Genomic DNA, 14,556 nt, shown 5'->3' on the forward strand with positions numbered 1-14,556 from the left:
TGCGCGCAACTTAATCGATATTGGAGAGATCATGTTCAAGCGCAAGTCGAGCTCCGACGCATTGACGTTGCAGGCGGCGAAGGTCGTGAGTGCCAATCTGATGATCGCGGATAACGATCTCAAGATCGTCTACATGAATGACGCGGTGACGGACTTGCTTCGCGCGGCCGAGAGCGATCTCAAGAAGGTGCTGCCGCACTTCAACGTGGATACGCTCGTCGGCACCAACATCGACGTGTTTCATAAGAATCCGCAGCATCAGCGCAAGATGCTCGCGAGCCTCAGCAGCGTGCATCGTGCGACGATCCAGATCGGGAATCGGAAATTCGACCTCGTTGCAACGCCGGTGAAGCGCAGCGACGGCAGCCGGACGGGAGTCGTGGTGGAATGGTCCGATGCCTCGGTCCGTCTCCAGAACCTCGACTTCGGGGCTCAAGTCGCCGCTGCGAACCGCTCGCAGGCGGTCATTGAGTTCAACATGGACGGCACTGTTAGCAACGCCAATGAGAACTTCCTGAATACGCTCGGCTACACCCTGGACGAGATCCGGGGCAAGCATCATAGCATGTTCGTTGCGCCTGCCGAGCGAGACAGCGCTGCCTATCGCGAGTTCTGGGCGGCACTCAATCGTGGTGAATATCAGGCGACCGAATACAAGCGCATCGGCAAGGGCGGCAAGGAAGTCTGGATCCAGGCCTCGTACAATCCAATCTTCGACGAGAAGGGCAGGCCCTCCAAGGTGGTGAAGTTCGCGACCGACGTCACCGCCCAGAAGCTGAAGAGCGCCGATCTCGCCGGCCAGATCGCGGCGATCGACAAGGCCCAGGCGGTGATCGAATTCAACATGGACGGCACCATCGTGACGGCCAACGCCAACTTCCTGGGCGCGGTCGGCTATTCCCTGGCCGAGATCAAGGGCAAGCATCACAGCATGTTCGTCGATCCCGGCGAGCGCGACAGTACGTCCTATCGCGAGTTCTGGGCCGCGCTCAACCGCGGCGAATACCAGGCGGCCGAATACAAGCGCATCGGCAAGGGCGGCAAGGAAGTCTACATTCAGGCCTCCTACAACCCGATCCTGGATCTCAATGGCAAGCCTTTCAAGGTCGTGAAATACGCCACCGACACCACCAGGCAGGTGCTGGTCCGCATGGGCAACGAGCGCGTCCGCGGCATGATGGAATCGGTCGCCGCCGGCTCGGAGGAGCTCAACGCCTCGGTGCGGGAGATCTCCGAAGCCATGACCAAATCGCGTGAAACCGCGACCAGTGCGGTGGAACAGGTCTCGGCTGCCGACGCGCAAGCCCAACGCCTCACCGAGGCTGCACAGGCGATGAGCGGCATTGTCGAGCTGATCAACAACATCACGGGGCAGATCAACCTGCTCGCGCTTAACGCCACGATCGAATCCGCGCGCGCCGGCGAAGCCGGCCGCGGCTTCGCCGTGGTCGCTTCCGAGGTCAAGAGCCTCGCCAACCAGGCCAAGCAGGCGACCGACAAGATCGGCCAGGAGATCGGCAGCCTCAACAGCATTTCCGGCGACGTCGTCAACGCTCTGAGTGCGATCAAGCAGGCGATCAACAATGTCAGCGAGTACGTGACGTCGACCGCCGCCGCGATCGAGGAGCAGAGCACGGTGACGAATGAGATGTCGACCAGCATGCAGCGCGCTGCGGCCGAGGCCGCTGCGATGGCCCATCGGGCTTGATCAGGCGGCCTGCTGCGTCGGCGCGTTCTGCTACGCAAATGGAGAGATGACGTTTGCGGTCGGAAAATCCGTTGCGCCGCCTCAGCGCGGCGCGACGTCGGCGCGGTTGAGCGACTCCAGCGTCGAGGCGTTCGCGCAATAGCCGTGGTAATTCTCCGCGGCGGTGCCGTCGGCGAGATCGCGGTCGCACTGTCCTTTGTGACCGCAGAGCGAGCAGACCCGCTCCATGTCGCGAAGCAGCAGCGGCTGCGCGCGGCCGAGGCCTTCGGCGTTGATGCCGAGTTGTTCGAGCATCTTCGGCAGCTCGTCGGCGGCATGCCGGCCGTGACGGACCAGCTCTTCCAGGTCGTCAGGTGCGATCCTGAGGTCGCTCGCGATCCGGTCGAAATCGGCGCGATCGAGCTGCCGGATCTCGTTCATCTCGCGGCGATGCTTCAGCCAGCCGGCGAAGGACTCGATGAGATCCTGGACGATGGGATAAGGTCTGCTTGCGGTGCTCATGGAAAGCTCCTTCGGACGGCGGAATTGGAGCGAATTAAGCACAATGATGCAGGAGCGCGTTGCGCTGGATCAAATTGGGAAGCGGCATCCAATCCGGTCTTGTGCCGCGTCCGGGACACGAGCGGAGAATTACGAAAACCGCTCCGCAGCCCAGGCATACAGGCTGCCCGGAATCGGCTTCTCGCCGCCGCGGCCCTTGGGCGAGATGTGCAGGCCGATGATCTCGGGATTGGTGATGAGGCCGAGATAGCTCGAGGGATCGAAGAACAGCTTTGGTTCAGCGTGCACGGCATAAAACGACTGCTTGGGCAGCGCGCGAGCCAGCTCGCCGGTGCGGCGTGCGAGCGCGGTGAGCGCTGCGGGTCCGTAGATCGCGACGCGGATATCCGCGAGGCGGCCCGAGCCGCCGCGCAGGCGGCGCATCATGAAGGTGATGCGGTGGCGCACCGACAGCCAGTTCGGCGTCAGTTCCTCCTGCTCCATCAGCTCCTCGAAGGCGGCTACGATGCCGTGCTCGGGCGGCAGGTAGATCACGGAATTGCCGAGCTGACGCGGCCGCTCCCAGGCGAAATAGGGCTTTGCCGGATCGATCTCGACCGGTTTGAGCAGCAGCACGTCGGCGTCGAGCCAGAGCCCGAGATTCTTCGCCATCAGCTTCATGCGGAAGAAATCGCTGAACTGAAGCGTGGTCCAGTCGCGCCAGCTTCCGTCCGGCTGCGGTGGCCGCAGGCGCTCGGAGAATGAGTGCGGCAGGATCGCTTCCGCCTCCGCGTTTGCGACGCCGGCGGGAAGGCCGGGAATGGTGTCGAAGCTGTAAACCGTGACCTTGTGGCCGGCCGCCAGCTGCGAGCGCAGACAGGTCTGGCGCAACGCGTCCATCGGGCCATGCCAGAAGGTGACGATCTCGGGCAGCATGCGTGCAGCTATACGCGATGAGCAGGGCAGAGAAAAAGCCCCGGCGCTGACGGCACCGAGGCTCGAATGAAAACTAGAGCATGATCCGGAAAGATCATGCTCAGTACATACGATCAGGCCCAGGCGCGTTCGCGCTTGAGCTTGTCCTCGTAGCTGTCGATCGAGGCCTTCTTTTCCATCGTGAGGCCGATGTCGTCGAGGCCGTTGATCAGGCAGTGCTTGCGGAACGGATCGATCTCGAACTTGACCTTGCCGCCGTCGGGACCGCGGATCTCCTGGTTCGGCAGGTCGATCGTCAGCGTCGCATTGGCGCCGCGCTCGGCATCGTCGAACAGCTTGTCGAGGTCTTCTTGGGACACGCGGATCGGCAGAATGCCGTTCTTGAAGCAGTTATTGTAGAAGATGTCGCCGAACGAGGTCGAGATCACGCAACGGATGCCGAAGTCGAGCAGCGCCCAGGGGGCGTGCTCGCGGCTCGAGCCGCAGCCGAAATTGTCGCCGGCCACCAACACCTTCGCGTTGCGATAGGCGGGCTGGTTGAGGACGAAATCCGGATTTTCGCTGCCGTCGTCCTTGTAGCGCTGCTCGGAGAAGAGCCCCTTGCCAAGGCCGGTGCGCTTGATGGTCTTGAGGTACTGCTTCGGAATGATCATGTCGGTGTCGACATTGATGATCTTCAGCGGCGCCGCGACGCCTTCCAGCGTGGTGAACTTGTCCATGGTTGCGCTTTCCGGGGTGGATCAGGGAACCGGTATTTATCGCGTCCGGAGCGGAAATCCTAGGCCGAATTCGGCAGATCCAGTCTGCCCTGGTCGGGGGCAAGCCTCCCCGCAAGCGGGAGAGGGAGCGAACCGCCCCTTGTGGCGACGCCCTACTCCGCCTGAGCCTCGATCGCTTCCATATCGTCGTCCGACAGCCCAAAATGGTGGCCGATCTCGTGGATCAGGACGTGGCGGACGATGTGGCCGAGGCTCTCGTCGTGCTCGGCCCAGTAGTCCAGGATCGGCCGGCGGTAGAGCCAGACCATGTTGGGCAGCCGCGCCACGTCGCCAAGGCTCTGCTGCGGCAGGCCGACGCCCTGGAACAGGCCGAGCAGGTCGAACTCGCTCTCGCATTCCATCTCGTTCAGCACTTCCTCGGTCGGGAAGTCGTCGACGCGGATGATCACGCCCTCGCAGAGGGTGCGAAACTCCGCCGGCAGGCGCTCGAAGATCTCGTGCGCAGTAGCTTCCATCTCGGCCAGCGAGGGCGCTTTTAATTCCGTCCACATAGGCTTGTCTTAGCGCGGGTTCCTTGGCGATGCATCCGGCTTTATAACCGGGGCGAGGTTGACGGGCGCTTCCAAAACGGGGAGCGTGGGACCTCGAATGGGACGGTTCAGGTGGGCGGAAAAAATGCGAGCGAAAACAGCGCTGACGCTACTGTGCATGGGGTTGTTTTCGCTATTTTGCGTTGAGGCCGAGGCGCAGACTGCAAGTTCCGGAATCCGGACAGCCCAGGCGGTATCGCCGGACGATGTCCCCCCGCCACGCAAGCGGCCCCCGGCGCGCTTGCGCGTCACGCCCTATTACAGCCCTGACGGCGTCTATCCGCGCTATAATCCGGGTCCGAACGCAGTCCGCGTGTGCAACGCGACCTATGTGCAGGAATTCCGGCCGAGCGGCACGGTGATCGTGCCGCGCGTGAGCTGCTACTGGCGCCCGGGCTGACGCGGCGCCCGGCGTTGGAGCCCTTGAGGTGATCATGGGGAGATGGATTGCAGGGGCCGTTGCCGTCGCGCTTGCCGCCGGTCTGCCTCGCGCCTCCGCGGCGCCTAGGACGGCGATTCCGGAGGCCTCGGCCGGGATTGCCGTCTTCGATGCGCGACGGCCCGCGCGAGCCTACGTCGTGCCGCCCCTCGTGCGCCGGGATCCCCGCTACTATGCGCGGCCCGTGCACTATCGTCCCTATCCCTACGGCGTGCCGGCACCCTTCGTGTTCGGCTACGGGCCGTTCTGGTGACGCGCTAGCTCGGCGTAAATCCCTTGACCAGCAGCACGGTCGCCTCTGCGCCGGCTTTGCGGTCGCGGGAGATCTGCTCGTAGTCGGGTGAGTTCGAGAAGGCGAGGAAGGCCGTCTCGTCGGGAAACGACATCATGACGAGCTTGTCGTGCGGCCATGCGCCTTCGAGCACGCGCGGGCGCTCGTCGGCGGCGAGCAGCCGGCCATTGTACTTCCTGAACACATCGAAGAACCGCGCCTGGTAGCGGTCATAGGCCGCGCGGTCGGTCATCTTCAATTGTGCAATCGCATAAACGGTCATCTTCAAAACTCCTCTTCGTCGCGGCACTGCGTCGCATCGCAGAGCCCGGCGCCGTTCATTCATGGGGCGTTCACGTCACCCCCCCCAATTTAATCTTGGGAGCGACCGTCATTGAACAGCGATGGCGCGGCCGAGACGTCGCGTCGCAACTTCGCTGTAGAGATTCAGGGAGAATTCCATGTTGAGGAGTTTGGGTCTCAGGGCAGGCCCGATTCGACTGCTCGGGATTGCGGCCGCCGCAACGCTGATGCTGTCGGCCGGCACCGCGCGCCGTGCTGAAGCGCTGACCTTGATCAATCCGGCGACGTCACCTGCGACGAAGGCTGCGGCCGACGACCTCGTCACGCAGGTTCGTGGCGGGCCCGGCGGACATGGCGGCCACTTTCACGGTGGAGGTTTCCGCGGTGGCGGCTTCCACGGCGGCGGCTTTCGCGGTGGTCATATCGGCGGCGGTGGATTTCATCGCGGTCATATCGGCGGCTTCCGCGCCGGGCCGGCTATTCACCGTCATGTCGGCGGCCATCACCATGGCGGCTTTCGCTACGGCGGATATGGCGGCTACCACCGCCACTGGGGCCATCATCATCGTCCCCATTTCGGCCATCGTCACTTCCACCGGCGCTATTATGTCGGCGGCTACTATCCCGCCTACCACTATCCGCGCCGCTGCCGGATCATCTTCACCTATTACGGCCCGCGCCGCGTCTGCCACTGGCCGCGCTGGCACTATCCGTACCGGTATTGGTGATGTGAGCTGCTAGCTCCGCATTCGTCATGGCCGGGCACAGCCATCCGAAGGACGGCGTCGCTTCCGCTCGCCTATGTCCCGGCCATACACGTTCTTGGAGCGTGAACGAGAGGCCCCTGGATGCCCGGGACAAGCCCCCGGGCATGACGGAGCGCCAAAGCTAATCTCTCAGCTTCCACGATGCGGATCTCCACCGCATCAGATTATCCAGCTTCCATTGCTTGAACAGCGCCGGCGGCCAGTGGCTGAGCTTCGAGGTCTCCTCGACCTCGGGCCTGGCGACGACGCGCAGCGGCGCTGCGCGCCGGTGCTGGCGCGTGGCCTCGCTGATCAGGTCGACATATTCCGGCTTGTTGGCCATATGCAGCGTCCTCGCGAAACCCTCGCGAGGACGAGAATGAGACGCCGCAGATTAAGGGCGGTTTGACGCGATCGCTACAATTGCAGGAACGGGCTTAACGCCAGTCCCTGACGTCGACGAAATGACCTGCGATCGCCGCTGCCGCCGCCATCGCCGGCGATACCAGATGCGTGCGGCCCTTGAAGCCCTGGCGGCCTTCGAAATTGCGGTTCGAGGTCGAGGCGCAACGCTCTTCCGGGGCCAGCTTGTCCGGGTTCATCGCGAGGCACATCGAGCAGCCCGGCTCGCGCCATTCGAAGCCGGCCTTGATGAAGATCTTGTCCAGACCCTCAGCCTCGGCCTGTTCCTTCACGAGACCGGAGCCCGGCACGACCATGGCGTTGACATGCGCTGAAACGGTCTTGCCTTCCGCAATCTTGGCCGCCGCGCGCAGATCCTCGATGCGGCCGTTGGTGCAGGAGCCGATGAAGATGCGGTCGACCTTGATGTCGGTGATCTTCGTTCCCGCCGTCAGGCCCATGTATTTCAGGGCGCGATGCTTGGAGAGACGCTTGGCCTCGTCCGCGATCTTATCGGGATCGGGCACGATGCCGGTCACCGAGATGACATCCTCCGGGCTCGTGCCCCAGGTCACGATCGGCGGCAGCTTGGCCGCATCGAGGCGCAGCTCGTTGTCGAAATGCGCACCGTCGTCGGAGCGCAGCTTCTCCCAGTAGCGCATCGCTGCGTCCCAGTCCGCGCCCTTCGGCGCCTTCGGGCGGCCGCGCAGGAAGTCGAACGCCTTCTGATCGGGCGCAACGAGACCGGCGCGGGCGCCGCCTTCGATCGACATGTTGCAGACCGTCATGCGGCCTTCCATGCTGAGCGCGCTGATCGCATCGCCGGCATATTCCAGCACGTAGCCGGTGCCGCCCGCGGTGCCGATCTCGCCGATGATGGCCAGGATGATGTCCTTGCCGGTCACGCCGTCGGGCAATTTGCCGTCGACGGTGACGCGCATGTTCTTCGCCTTCTTCTGGATCAGCGTCTGCGTCGCCAGCACGTGCTCGACCTCGGAGGTGCCAATGCCGTGCGCGAGCGCGCCGAAGGCGCCATGCGTCGAGGTGTGGCTGTCACCGCAGACGATGGTGGTGCCGGGCAGCGTAAAACCCTGCTCGGGGCCGATGACGTGGACGACGCCCTGGCGCTTGTCGAACTCGTTGTAATATTCGATGCCGAATTCCTTGGCGTTCTCGGCCAGCGCCTTGATCTGGTCGATGCTTTCGGGATCGGGATTCGGCTTGGTGCGATCGGTGGTCGGCACGTTGTGGTCGACGACGGCGAGCGTCTTCTCCGGCGCGTGGACCTTGCGGCCCGTGGCGCGCAGCCCCTCGAACGCCTGCGGCGAGGTCACCTCGTGCACCAGATGACGGTCGATGTAGAGCAGGCAGGTGCCGTCCTCGGCTTCGTGCACCAGATGGTCGTTCCAGATCTTGTCGTACAATGTGGTGGGCTTGGACATGAGCGTCAGCTCCGAAAAACGTTGGTAACGGATGTGCGCGGTCACGCGCGGGGCAACAGGCAGTCTTCAGCGCAGCTTTTAGGCTGCGCGCGTAAGCTCTGACGTTGCCGAGGTCGCGAAGCGTCCGAAGAACCGTCCAGGCAGCCGCGAGCGATCGTCGATGACGATGCGTTTGATGGGCTCCATGCTGGTCCGATCTGGAAACATTCTACGAATATATAGCAGGCCGAACCGGAATCGCGAGGGCTTTGACGCGCGCGGCTGACGCAACAAAAAAGCGCGGGGTTTTGCCCCGCGCTTTTGGAAACTCGGCTGTAAGCGGAGCTTACTCGTTGACGGCCTTGGCGTGCTCGGTCTTCTCGACGATGCGAGCCGACTTGCCGCGCAGATTGCGGAGATAATAGAGCTTGGCGCGACGCACCTTGCCGCGGCGCACCACCTTGATCGAGTCGATCATCGGCGACATCACCGGGAACACGCGCTCGACGCCCTCGCCATACGAGATCTTGCGCACGGTGAAGCTCTCGTTGAGGCCGCCGCCGGAACGGCCGATGCAGACGCCTTCATAGGCCTGCACGCGGGTGCGGTCGCCTTCGACGACCTTCACGTTGACGATCACGGTGTCGCCGGGACCGAATTCCGGAATGTCCTTGCCGGCGGACAGCTTGTCGAATTGCTCTTGCTCGAGCTGCTTGATCAGGTTCATGGGTAAATCTCCATCGGCGCGCCCAGCCCTGGAAGCGGGGGGCTGCGCAAAATTCGTCTATCCAGCCATTGCGGATTTGGCCGCTGCTATAAGGCAAGCCGGAGCGTTTGTCACCCGTCTGTCTTGTTTTTTGGTGTTTTTTGGCGACCGGCTCGATTCGGAGGCTTGCTCGGGATTTGAGCCCACAAATCCGGCCGCCGGGCCTTGGTGAGGGCCTCGGATTGCGCCCGCCGCCAGCTCGCGACCCTGGCATGGTCGCCGGAAGTCAGGATGTCAGGGATCGGAGCCCCCTCGAAGAGCTGCGGACGGGTGTATTGGGGGTACTCCAGAAGGCCATCCGAGAAGCTTTCCTCGGTTCCCGAGGCCTCCTTGCCCATCACCCCCGGCAGCAGCCTGACGCAGGCGTCGATCAGCGCCAACGCAGCTATTTCGCCCCCGGAGAGCACGTAATCCCCGATCGAGACCTCCTCCAGGCCTCGCCCGTCGATCACCCGCTGGTCGACCCCCTCGAAGCGCCCGCAGACGATCAGGGGGCCGGGACCCTTCGCCAGTTCCAGGACACGGGCCTGGGTCAATGGCCGACCGCGTGGGCTCATCAGGAGTCTTGGCCGTTCCGGGCTGATCGCGGCAGCATCGATCGCGGCCGCCAGAACGTCCGCCCGCAGCACCATGCCCGGGCCGCCGCCGGCCGGGGTGTCGTCGACGCTGCGGTGGCGGTCGGTGGCGGAGGCCCTGATGTCCCGGGCCTCGATCTCCCAGAGTCCTGACGCCAGCGCCCGCCCGGCGAGGCTCACGCCGAGCGGTCCCGGAAACATCTCCGGAAACAGCGTCAGCACCGTCGCGCGCCAGGGTGAGGGATTGGTCATCGTATCTCAGTTGTTGTCGTGCCGGACAAGCGTGCCGAAAGCGCGCGCAGATCCGTGACCCATATCCACCGCAGCTTGCTTTGCGATGGCTGGAGCCGCCAGCTTAGCCAAAACCACGGCCTGTGGTTATGGGTCTCCGCGTTCGCGGGGACGACTCGCGGAGAGAGCTTCGCCTCGCTCCTCCCCCTCGACCTCCTGCGGCAGCGCGATCACCACGCGGCCGCCGGCAATGTCGACCTCCGGCACCACCGCGTTCGTGAACGGCAGCAGCATCGTCGTGCCGCTGGGCGGAGCGATCTCGATGATGTCGCCGGCGCCGAAATTGTGAATCGCGAGCACGCGCCCGAGCGCATCGCCGTCGGTGGTGACGGCGGCGAGCCCGATCAGATCGGTGTGGTAATATTCGTCCGCGTCCGTCGCAGGCAATTTTTCGCGCGCGACATAGAGCTCGATGCCGTTGAGGCGCTCGGCCTCATCGCGGGTCGTGACGCCCTTGAACGTCGCGACCAGATGATCCTTTGCCTCGCGCGCCGTTGCGACCTCAAACTGGCGCTTGCCGTCTTTCGACAGCAGCGGACCGTAGCGCCTGACGGCAAAGGGATCTTCGGTGAAGGTCCATAGTTTGACCGCACCGCGCACACCATGCGCGGCGCCGATCCGCGCGACGCAGACCAGCGCCGACATGATCCGGCCTTAACCCTTCGCGGCGGCTTCGGCCTGCGCTTTGCGCTCCTTGCGCGGCACGGCCTTCTCGGGGTTGTTGCGGGCTTCGCGCTTCTTGACGCCGGCGGCGTCGAGGAAACGGGCCACGCGGTCCGAGGGCTGCGCGCCCTTGGCGAGCCAGGCCTTCACCTTGTCCATGTCGAGCTTGAGGCGGGTCTCGTTGTCCTTCGGCAGCAGCGGGTTGAAATGGCCAAGACGCTCGATGAAGCGGCCATCGCGCGGAAAGCGCGAGTCGGCGACGACGACGTGATAGACGGGACGCTTCTTGGTGCCTGCACGGGCGAGGCGGATAACGACGGACATTCAGTTCTCCTTCAAAGTACGGTTTGTTCGGTTGATTGGTATTCCGCGTTGCGCGGGACGCTCGCGATCCCCCGCGACGAATTCCTCATTTCTTCTTGCCGGGGAAGCCGCCGAGGCCCGGAAGGGTCGGCTTGCCGCTGAGGCCCGTAAGTCCCGGCAAATTCGGTAGACCCGAGCGAAGACCCGGCGGCAGTTCCTTCGGCAGGCTGGGCAGACCTTGTCCACCGCCGGCCTGCATCTTCTCCTGCATCGCCTTCATCTCTTCGGGCGAAGGCATCTTCATGCCGCCGCCGAAGCCCATCGCCTGGGCGATGCCGGCGAGCGGGCCGCGCTTGCCGGAGCCCATCGCCTTCATCATGTCGGCCATGTTCCGGTGCATCTTGAGCAGCTTGTTGACCTGTTCGACGTTCTGGCCGGAACCGGCGGCGATGCGCTTCTTGCGGCTGGCCTTGAGCAGGTCGGGATGACGGCGCTCGTCGCGCGTCATGGAATCGATGATCGCGACCTGGCGCTTCAAGATCTTGTCGTCGATGCCGGCGGCCGCGATCTGGTTCTTCATCTTGGAGATGCCGGGCATCATGCCCATCAGCCCGCTGATGCCGCCCATATTGGCCATCTGCGATAGCTGCTCGCGCATGTCGTTGAGGTCGAACTGACCCTTGCGCATGCGCTCGGCAGTGCGCGCGGCCTTTTCGGCGTCGATATTGGCGGCCGCGCGCTCGACCAGCGACACCACGTCGCCCATGCCGAGGATGCGGCCGGCGATACGGTCGGGATGGAAATCTTCCAGGGCATCGGTCTTTTCGCCGGTGCCGATCAGCTTGATCGGCTTGCCGGTGACGGCGCGCATCGACAGCGCGGCGCCGCCGCGGCCATCGCCGTCCACGCGGGTCAGCACGATGCCGGTGAGGCCGACGCGCTGGTCGAACGAGCGCGCGAGGTTGACGGCGTCCTGACCGGTCAGACTGTCGGCGACCAGCAGCACTTCATGCGGATTGGCTGCAGCTTTGATCGCGGCCGCTTCCGCCATCATCTCTTCGTCCAGCGTGGTGCGGCCGGCGGTGTCGAGCAGCACGATGTCGTAGCCGCCGAGCTTGCCGGCTTCCAGTGCGCGCTTCGCAATCTGCGGCGGCTGCTGCCCCGCGACGATCGGCAAGGTGGGAATATCGAGATCGCGGCCGAGCACGGCCAGCTGCTCCATCGCCGCCGGACGATAGACGTCGAGCGAGGCCATCAGCACCTTGCGCTTGTCGCGCTGGACCAGGCGGCGGGCGAGCTTCGCGGTGGTGGTGGTCTTGCCCGAGCCTTGCAGGCCGACCATCATGATCGGCACCGGCGGCACGGAATTGACGTCGATGGTCTGGCTTTCGGCGCCGAGCGTGTTGATCAGCTCGTCATGGACGATCTTGACCACCATCTGGCCGGGTGTGACCGACTTGACGACGGTGGCGCCGATCGCCTGCTCGCGGACGCGCTCGGTGAAGCTGCGGACCACCTCGAGCGCGACGTCGGCTTCCAGCAGCGCGCGGCGCACCTCGCGCATCGCGGCATCGACGTCCTTTTCGGTCAGCGCGCCGCGCCCCGTCAGACGATCGAGAATGCCACCAAGCCGTTCCGACAGATTGTCGAACAATGAAGTTGTCCTGTTGCTGTCCCCCGCCTTCGCGGGGGATGACCACTTCCTTGGCCAAACGATCTTCCAAACACCTTTGCGCCCGAGGGCGCACAGCGCTGTCGGGCGTTGACCTCCGGCCCCGAGGGCCGGTCGGCGGGTCGAAAAGAAAGCCTTTCCGAGAAAGTGGCGGGGTTAAACGCCGCTCTCGCCCAAAAGTCAAGGAAAGTTAGGGCGTCGGGGTGCCTTTGCCTGGTCAAGGCCCTGAAACTAAGAACCTTTTTTCGACCGGTTCTTTTTTCTCTGGGTTCCGCCCATATAGAGGTGATGACCCGCCTCCGTTACCATCGCTGAAGCCCGCCGTGCCGATCACCCGCCGCCGCCTGTTTGGACTGCTTGCCGGGGCCGGCGCCTTGGTCGGCGTGTCCTCCCTCTGGATGTCCCGCATGAAAACCTATGACGGTCCCGCCTCCGATCATTTCGACGGCCTGACCTTTTTCGATCCGGACGGCGCGCCGCCGAAATCGCTTCGCGAGGTGCTGCGCTGGCAGCTCGGCGGCAAGCGGCAGCGCGCCACATGGCCGGACTGGGCTCCCAGCCCCCACGCCGATACCCCGCCGGCGCGGGTCGATGGCGGCAACGTGCGGCTCTCCTTCGTCGGCCACGCCAGCTGGCTGATCCAGACCGGCGGCCTCAATATTCTGGTCGATCCCGTCTGGTCGGAGCGAGTCTCGCCGGTCGCCTGGGCCGGGCCGAAGCGGCACAATGATCCCGGCATCGCGTTCGAGAAGCTGCCGAAGATCGATGTCGTGCTGGTCTCGCACGGGCATTACGATCATCTGGACATTGCGACGCTGTCGCGGCTCACGAAGAATTTCGCCCCGCGCGTGGTCACCCCGCTCGGCAACGACGTGACGATGCGCAGCTGGGATTCCACGATCAGGGTGGAAGCCTTCGACTGGCACGACCGCGTCGAGCTCGGCGGCGGCGTCGCCGTGCATCTGGTGCCGACGCGGCACTGGACGGCGCGCGGCATGTTCGATCGCAACAAGGCGCTATGGGCGAGCTTCGTGCTGGAGACACCGGCCGGCAAAGTCTACGTTGTCTGCGATTCCGGCTACGGCGACGGCACGCATTTTCGGCGCGTCGCCGAGAAGCATGGACCGCTGCGCCTGGCGATCCTGCCCATCGGCGCCTACGAGCCGCGCTGGTTCATGCGAGACCAGCACATGAATCCGGCGGATGCGGTGAAGGCGCTGGCCGATTGCGGCGCCGAGGCCGCGCTCGGGCATCACCACGGCACGTTCCAGCTCACGGACGAAGCAATCGATGCGCCGGCGAAGGCGCTGGTCGAAGCGCTGGATGCGGCGAAAATTCCGCAGGAGCGGTTCGTGGCGATGATGCCGGGGCAGGTGGTGGAGATTTAACGCTCTACGCGCGCACTGCTCGTGCCCCGGACGCAGCGCAGCGCTACTTCAGCGGTGCGCTGCAGAGCCGGGGCCCATGCCACAGCAATGTACGGTGCCGCTTCCTGGGTCCCGGCTCTGCGCAGCGTCACTGCGTGCCGCAGCGCGTCCGGGACACGAGACCTATTGCTCTTTGGCCTTGATCGCCCAGCTCACATTCACCGTGACGGACAGCGTCTCCTCGCCCGGCGCGACGGCCGCCTGCGGCGCTGCCGCCATCGGCGCCGCCATGCGGCCCTTGAACAGCGGCACGGGGCCGCCGCCTTCGATGACACTGAGCGGCGCGCCCAGCGTGACGCCGGTGGCCCTGGCGTAAACTTCGGCCTTGCGCCGCGCATCGGCCACGGCCTGCTCGCGTGCGTCGTCGAGCAGCTTCGACGCCTGCGTCACCTCGAACGAAATATTGCCGATGTCGTTGGCGCCGGCGCTCACCAGCGTGTCGATGATGCCCGCGACCTTGGTCACGTCGCGGATCTTGACGGTGACGCGGTTGGAGGCGCGGAACCCGACGACCGGGGACGCGCCGGTGGATTTGTTCTGGCCGTATTGCGGCTGCAGCGACAGGCGCGAGGTTTGGTAATCCTTCTCGGCAAGGCCCGCGCCCTTGAGCGCGAGCAGCACCTTGCCCATGGCCGCGTTGTTGGCGTCGGAGGCTTCCTTCGCCGTCTTGGCGTCACTGGCAACGCCGGCATCGATCTGCGCGAGATCCGGCGCTACGGAAACATTGGCTTCGCCGCTCACCGAAATGGCGGACGGGAAATCATCGGCGAGCGCAGGCGTTGCCAGCAGCGTGGCGAAAACGGTGGCGAGGGAAGTAACGACTACGGCAGGCTTATTCATCATT

At 64.6% G+C, this 14,556-nt stretch carries 18 protein-coding genes; 5 read left to right on the forward strand and 13 right to left on the reverse strand.

Annotated features, from left to right (window positions below; genetic code table 11):
* Positions 1-31: 31 nt before the first annotated feature.
* The gene (locus tag RX330_RS01690) at positions 32-1,708 is read left to right on the forward strand and encodes a PAS domain-containing methyl-accepting chemotaxis protein (RefSeq protein ID WP_317241865.1); all 1,677 of its coding nucleotides are present in this window, start codon (positions 32-34) and stop codon (positions 1,706-1,708) included.
* A gap of 81 nt (positions 1,709-1,789) precedes the next feature.
* Here RX330_RS01690 and RX330_RS01695 read toward each other — a convergent pair whose 3' ends face one another.
* The 4 genes from RX330_RS01695 to RX330_RS01710 form a co-directional block, all read right to left on the reverse strand.
* The gene (locus tag RX330_RS01695; protein WP_212082187.1) at positions 1,790-2,209 is read right to left on the reverse strand and encodes a DUF6455 family protein; all 420 of its coding nucleotides are present in this window, start codon (positions 2,207-2,209) and stop codon (positions 1,790-1,792) included.
* Positions 2,210-2,338: 129 nt separating this feature from the next.
* Positions 2,339-3,124, reverse strand: coding sequence for a hypothetical protein (locus RX330_RS01700; RefSeq protein WP_317241866.1), 786 nt, complete (start codon positions 3,122-3,124; stop codon positions 2,339-2,341).
* A 113-nt stretch (positions 3,125-3,237) separates the two neighbouring features.
* Positions 3,238-3,843 carry a 3-isopropylmalate dehydratase small subunit gene (gene leuD / locus RX330_RS01705; RefSeq protein WP_027573022.1) on the reverse strand — a complete coding sequence of 202 codons (606 nt, stop codon included), beginning with the start codon at positions 3,841-3,843 and terminating at the stop codon, positions 3,238-3,240.
* 152 nt (positions 3,844-3,995) lie between these two features.
* Positions 3,996-4,394: a metallopeptidase family protein gene (locus RX330_RS01710; RefSeq protein WP_317241867.1), complete on the reverse strand. Its 399-nt coding sequence runs from the start codon at positions 4,392-4,394 to the stop codon at positions 3,996-3,998.
* 157 nt (positions 4,395-4,551) lie between these two features.
* Between RX330_RS01710 and RX330_RS01715 the strand changes: the two genes are divergently transcribed.
* Together RX330_RS01715 and RX330_RS01720 are read left to right on the forward strand one after the other, a co-directional pair.
* Positions 4,552-4,833: a hypothetical protein gene (locus RX330_RS01715; RefSeq protein WP_212084544.1), complete on the forward strand. Its 282-nt coding sequence runs from the start codon at positions 4,552-4,554 to the stop codon at positions 4,831-4,833.
* A gap of 34 nt (positions 4,834-4,867) precedes the next feature.
* Positions 4,868-5,125 carry a hypothetical protein gene (locus tag RX330_RS01720; RefSeq protein WP_317241868.1) on the forward strand — a complete coding sequence of 86 codons (258 nt, stop codon included), beginning with the start codon at positions 4,868-4,870 and terminating at the stop codon, positions 5,123-5,125.
* Between the two features lie 4 nt (positions 5,126-5,129).
* On the opposite strand, the gene RX330_RS01725 is transcribed toward RX330_RS01720, so the two are convergent.
* Entirely contained in the window at positions 5,130-5,426 is a 297-nt protein-coding gene (locus RX330_RS01725; protein WP_317241869.1) for a DUF1330 domain-containing protein, read from the reverse strand.
* 178 nt (positions 5,427-5,604) lie between these two features.
* On the opposite strand from RX330_RS01725, the gene RX330_RS01730 reads away from it, so the two are divergent.
* Positions 5,605-6,174: a hypothetical protein gene (locus RX330_RS01730; protein ID WP_317241870.1), complete on the forward strand. Its 570-nt coding sequence runs from the start codon at positions 5,605-5,607 to the stop codon at positions 6,172-6,174.
* A 160-nt stretch (positions 6,175-6,334) separates the two neighbouring features.
* On the opposite strand, the gene RX330_RS01735 is transcribed toward RX330_RS01730, so the two are convergent.
* The 7 genes from RX330_RS01735 to ffh all read right to left on the reverse strand — a co-directional run bounded on the left by RX330_RS01735 (position 6,335) and on the right by ffh (position 12,267).
* Positions 6,335-6,535 (reverse strand): hypothetical protein, encoded by a 201-nt coding sequence (locus RX330_RS01735; protein ID WP_212082163.1) that lies wholly within the window; start codon positions 6,533-6,535, stop codon positions 6,335-6,337.
* 94 nt (positions 6,536-6,629) lie between these two features.
* A complete protein-coding gene (gene leuC, locus RX330_RS01740) occupies positions 6,630-8,036 on the reverse strand; it encodes a 3-isopropylmalate dehydratase large subunit (RefSeq protein ID WP_317241871.1) in 1,407 nt (468 codons plus the stop codon).
* Between the two features lie 325 nt (positions 8,037-8,361).
* Positions 8,362-8,742: a 50S ribosomal protein L19 gene (rplS, locus tag RX330_RS01745; RefSeq protein WP_092233923.1), complete on the reverse strand. Its 381-nt coding sequence runs from the start codon at positions 8,740-8,742 to the stop codon at positions 8,362-8,364.
* 110 nt (positions 8,743-8,852) lie between these two features.
* Positions 8,853-9,608 carry a tRNA (guanosine(37)-N1)-methyltransferase TrmD gene (gene trmD / locus RX330_RS01750; protein WP_317241872.1) on the reverse strand — a complete coding sequence of 252 codons (756 nt, stop codon included), beginning with the start codon at positions 9,606-9,608 and terminating at the stop codon, positions 8,853-8,855.
* A gap of 126 nt (positions 9,609-9,734) precedes the next feature.
* Positions 9,735-10,292: a ribosome maturation factor RimM gene (gene rimM, locus RX330_RS01755; RefSeq protein ID WP_317241873.1), complete on the reverse strand. Its 558-nt coding sequence runs from the start codon at positions 10,290-10,292 to the stop codon at positions 9,735-9,737.
* 9 nt (positions 10,293-10,301) lie between these two features.
* Complete coding sequence (gene rpsP, locus RX330_RS01760; protein ID WP_212082134.1) at positions 10,302-10,634, reverse strand: 30S ribosomal protein S16; 333 nt, start codon at positions 10,632-10,634, stop codon at positions 10,302-10,304.
* 85 nt (positions 10,635-10,719) lie between these two features.
* On the reverse strand, positions 10,720-12,267 hold the full coding sequence (ffh, locus tag RX330_RS01765) for a signal recognition particle protein (protein ID WP_317241874.1): 1,548 nt from the start codon (positions 12,265-12,267) through the stop codon (positions 10,720-10,722).
* A gap of 341 nt (positions 12,268-12,608) precedes the next feature.
* Between ffh and RX330_RS01770 the strand changes: the two genes are divergently transcribed.
* On the forward strand, positions 12,609-13,673 hold the full coding sequence (locus RX330_RS01770; protein WP_317241875.1) for an MBL fold metallo-hydrolase: 1,065 nt from the start codon (positions 12,609-12,611) through the stop codon (positions 13,671-13,673).
* Positions 13,674-13,835: 162 nt separating this feature from the next.
* On the opposite strand, the gene RX330_RS01775 is transcribed toward RX330_RS01770, so the two are convergent.
* Positions 13,836-14,552, reverse strand: a complete 717-nt coding sequence (locus RX330_RS01775; protein WP_317244037.1) for an SIMPL domain-containing protein — start codon at positions 14,550-14,552, stop codon at positions 13,836-13,838.
* Between the last annotated feature and the right edge of the window lie 4 nt (positions 14,553-14,556).

Origin of the sequence: Bradyrhizobium sp. NDS-1, assembly GCF_032918005.1 — a bacterium.
Taxonomy (GTDB): domain Bacteria; phylum Pseudomonadota; class Alphaproteobacteria; order Rhizobiales; family Xanthobacteraceae; genus Bradyrhizobium; species Bradyrhizobium tunisiense.

What these genes read in the sequence shown, in the direction of transcription:
- RX330_RS01735 (WP_212082163.1), bottom strand. Translation starts at nt 6,535, where the DNA reads ATGGCCAACAAGCCGGAATATGTCGACCTGATCAGCGAGGCCACGCGC.
- rimM (WP_317241873.1), bottom strand. Translation starts at nt 10,292, where the DNA reads ATGTCGGCGCTGGTCTGCGTCGCGCGGATCGGCGCCGCGCATGGTGTG.
- RX330_RS01720 (WP_317241868.1), top strand. Translation starts at nt 4,868, where the DNA reads ATGGGGAGATGGATTGCAGGGGCCGTTGCCGTCGCGCTTGCCGCCGGT.
- RX330_RS01725 (WP_317241869.1), bottom strand. Translation starts at nt 5,426, where the DNA reads ATGACCGTTTATGCGATTGCACAATTGAAGATGACCGACCGCGCGGCC.
- leuC (WP_317241871.1), bottom strand. Translation starts at nt 8,036, where the DNA reads ATGTCCAAGCCCACCACATTGTACGACAAGATCTGGAACGACCATCTG.
- RX330_RS01710 (WP_317241867.1), bottom strand. Translation starts at nt 4,394, where the DNA reads ATGTGGACGGAATTAAAAGCGCCCTCGCTGGCCGAGATGGAAGCTACT.
- RX330_RS01775 (WP_317244037.1), bottom strand. Translation starts at nt 14,552, where the DNA reads ATGAATAAGCCTGCCGTAGTCGTTACTTCCCTCGCCACCGTTTTCGCC.
- rpsP (WP_212082134.1), bottom strand. Translation starts at nt 10,634, where the DNA reads ATGTCCGTCGTTATCCGCCTCGCCCGTGCAGGCACCAAGAAGCGTCCC.
- rplS (WP_092233923.1), bottom strand. Translation starts at nt 8,742, where the DNA reads ATGAACCTGATCAAGCAGCTCGAGCAAGAGCAATTCGACAAGCTGTCC.
- RX330_RS01695 (WP_212082187.1), bottom strand. Translation starts at nt 2,209, where the DNA reads ATGAGCACCGCAAGCAGACCTTATCCCATCGTCCAGGATCTCATCGAG.
- leuD (WP_027573022.1), bottom strand. Translation starts at nt 3,843, where the DNA reads ATGGACAAGTTCACCACGCTGGAAGGCGTCGCGGCGCCGCTGAAGATC.
- RX330_RS01730 (WP_317241870.1), top strand. Translation starts at nt 5,605, where the DNA reads ATGTTGAGGAGTTTGGGTCTCAGGGCAGGCCCGATTCGACTGCTCGGG.
- RX330_RS01700 (WP_317241866.1), bottom strand. Translation starts at nt 3,124, where the DNA reads ATGCTGCCCGAGATCGTCACCTTCTGGCATGGCCCGATGGACGCGTTG.
- RX330_RS01715 (WP_212084544.1), top strand. Translation starts at nt 4,552, where the DNA reads ATGGGGTTGTTTTCGCTATTTTGCGTTGAGGCCGAGGCGCAGACTGCA.
- trmD (WP_317241872.1), bottom strand. Translation starts at nt 9,608, where the DNA reads ATGACCAATCCCTCACCCTGGCGCGCGACGGTGCTGACGCTGTTTCCG.
- RX330_RS01690 (WP_317241865.1), top strand. Translation starts at nt 32, where the DNA reads ATGTTCAAGCGCAAGTCGAGCTCCGACGCATTGACGTTGCAGGCGGCG.